This is a genomic window from Mesorhizobium sp. M1E.F.Ca.ET.063.01.1.1, from assembly GCF_003998155.1.
In the GTDB taxonomy this organism is placed as follows: Bacteria; Pseudomonadota; Alphaproteobacteria; order Rhizobiales; family Rhizobiaceae; genus Mesorhizobium.
Window position 1 is genome coordinate 1 of record NZ_RZSC01000821.1, and the last position, 2510, is coordinate 2510.

Below are 2510 nucleotides of genomic sequence, written 5' to 3' on the forward strand. Positions count from 1 at the left end.
CGCGAAACTCTCGCGCGACGAGATGAAGTCGGTGGCGCTGACCGCCGGCGACACGGTGGTGTTTTCCTCCCGCACCATTCCCGGCAACGAGAAGGCGATCCTGGAGATCAAGAACCGGCTGATCGACCTCGGCATGAAGATCATCGAGGACGGCGACGCGCTGGTGCATGTCTCGGGCCATCCGCGCCGCAGCGAGCTGCGCAAGATGTATGAATGGGTGCGGCCGCAGATCGGGGTGCCGGTGCATGGCGAGGCGGCGCATCTGGTGGCGCAGGGTTCGCTGATGTCGATGTCGGGCATCGGCCAGGTGGCGCAGGTGCGCGACGGCGACATGCTGAGGCTCTGGCCCGGCCCCGCCACGATCATCGACCAGGTGCCGTTCGGCCGCCTCTACAAGGACGGTTATCTGATCGGCACCGACCAGGCCATGGGCATACGCGACCGGCGCAAGCTGTCCTTCGCCGGCCATGTCGCGGTCAATGTCGTGCTCGACGACAAATACGAGCTCGCCGGCGATCCCGATCTGGTGGCGATCGGCGTCGCCGAGGCGGACGCCAACGGCGAAACGCTGGAAGACCTGATGCTCGATGCGGCAATCGGCGCGGTGGACTCGATCCCCCGCCAGCGCCGAAAAGACCTCGACCTTGTGCAGGAGGCGGTGCGCCGTGCCGTGCGCGGCGCCGCCAACGAAGCCTGGGGCAAGAAGCCGCTGGTGACTGTATTCGTCACGCGGTGACGAATAAGGGAATAGGGGAGTAAGGCAGTAGGGGAGTAGGGGAGTAGGGAAGAATGAATAGTTTGCATTTCTTCGGCTTACTGTTTTCCCTACTCCCTTACTGCCCTACTCCCTTACTCCCCTAAAACCGGAGCGTTTTATGCTCGGACGCCTGAACCATGTCGCACTTGCCGTGCCGGATCTGGCTGCGGCGATCGCGGCCTATCGCGATACACTGGGCGCGCGGCTCAGCGAACCGCAGGCACTGCCAGAACACGGCGTGACGGTGGTGTTCGTCGATGTCGGCAACACCAAGATCGAATTGCTGGAACCGCTGGGCGAGGCTTCGCCGATCGCCGCATTCCTCGAGAAGAATCCGTCGGGCGGCATGCATCACGTCTGTTACGAGGTGGACGACATCCTGGCCGCGCGCGATCATCTCAAGGCGAGCGGCGCGCGCGTGCTCGGCGACGGCAACCCGAAGACCGGCGCGCATGGCAAGCCGGTGCTGTTCCTGCATCCCAAGGACTTCTTCGGCACGCTCGTCGAACTGGAGCAGGCATGAACTGGGTTTCTTTCGTAGCGCTGTTCTTCGTCACCTGGTGGCTGGTGCTGTTCGCCGTGCTGCCGTTCAGCGTGCGCACGCAGGACGAGGACCAGGATGTGACGCTCGGCACGGTTTCGAGCGCTCCGAAAGGACCGCATATGCTGCGTGCGGCGATTCGCACGACGATCGTCACCGCGATCGTGATCGGCATCTTCTACGGCCTGACGAGGGGGGGCGGCCTAAGCTTGGACGATATCCCGCATATCATACCGGACTTTAGTCATAAGTAACGGCCGCTAAAGTCCCTGCTCAGTTTCCGCAAGTATTGAGCAGAAGGCGCCCGTTTTGGTTGAAATCGGAAGCCGGCTTCCGATTTCAATGGGCTGACGCGACGTAATGCTGTTTAGTAATTTGTCGTGCTAAGCAGATGATTGCACAAAAAAAATGCAAGGCACGAGGCCTTGCAATTTAAACGCGTCCGATCCGTTTCCGGTGTCCGGCGGCAGCGAGTTACCGCGCCTAGATCGCATCCTCCCAAGACTTTGACCGCGTAGGAGGGCAGATTTTTCTCCGCCCTCTCGGTTATCGGCGCACACTAGACCAACGCAGGTGAAAATGTCACGAAGAATTTTGCCTCCAAACGGGCAATATCGTGCTGCACTGCACAATAGTGGGGCAGGGCTTGCTTGTGAATCGATCAAAAAGCCATAAGCGCCACTTTGGCGGCCAAACAGCCGTTTTTTGATCAGGTTCAGAACACCCCGACACTTTGGAGCGCTCGGGTTTCCATTCCGTCATGAAATGGCTATGAAGCCCGAGCAAACAGCCTCGGTTGCGCCGATTCCGGCGCCGCTATCCTCACTTACGGACCACTCCATGCGTTTGTCGCGCTACTTCCTGCCCATTCTCAAAGAAAATCCTCGCGAAGCCGAGATCGTCTCGCACCGGCTGATGCTGCGCGCCGGCATGATCCGCCAGCAGGGGCAGGGCAGCTTTTCCTGGCTGCCGCTCGGCAAACGGGTGCTGGACAAGGTCTGCCAGATCATCCGCGAAGAGCAGAACCGGGCAGGCGCGCTGGAAATCCTGATGCCGACCATCCAGTCGGCGGATCTGTGGCGCGAAAGCGGGCGCTATGACGACTACGGCAAGGAGATGCTGCGCATCAAGGATCGCCAGGACCGCGATATGCTCTACGGTCCGACCAATGAGGAAATGGTCACGGAAATCTTCCGCGCCTACGTCAAGTCC

At 60.7% G+C, this 2510-nt stretch carries 3 protein-coding genes and 1 pseudogene; all 4 read left to right on the forward strand.

Going from position 1 to position 2510, the window contains the following annotated elements; all coding sequences use genetic code 11:
• Nucleotides 1-736, forward strand: a 736-nt coding sequence (locus EOA29_RS32830) for a ribonuclease J (RefSeq protein ID WP_145969940.1), incomplete at its 5' end; no start/stop codon positions are given.
• A gap of 139 nt (nucleotides 737-875) precedes the next feature.
• A complete protein-coding gene (gene mce, locus EOA29_RS32835) occupies nucleotides 876-1280 on the forward strand; it encodes a methylmalonyl-CoA epimerase (protein ID WP_126093216.1) in 405 nt (134 codons plus the stop codon).
• Entirely contained in the window at nucleotides 1277-1552 is a 276-nt protein-coding gene (locus tag EOA29_RS32840) for a DUF1467 family protein (RefSeq protein WP_126093217.1), read from the forward strand. The genes mce and EOA29_RS32840 overlap by 4 nt, the downstream gene beginning before the upstream one ends.
• A gap of 586 nt (nucleotides 1553-2138) precedes the next feature.
• A pseudogene (locus EOA29_RS32845) lies at nucleotides 2139-2510 on the forward strand (proline--tRNA ligase); the annotation flags it as partial.

Coding starts and splice junctions, on each gene's coding strand:
- mce (WP_126093216.1), top strand. CDS start 876: ATGCTCGGACGCCTGAACCATGTCGCACTTGCCGTGCCGGATCTGGCT.
- EOA29_RS32840 (WP_126093217.1), top strand. CDS start 1,277: ATGAACTGGGTTTCTTTCGTAGCGCTGTTCTTCGTCACCTGGTGGCTG.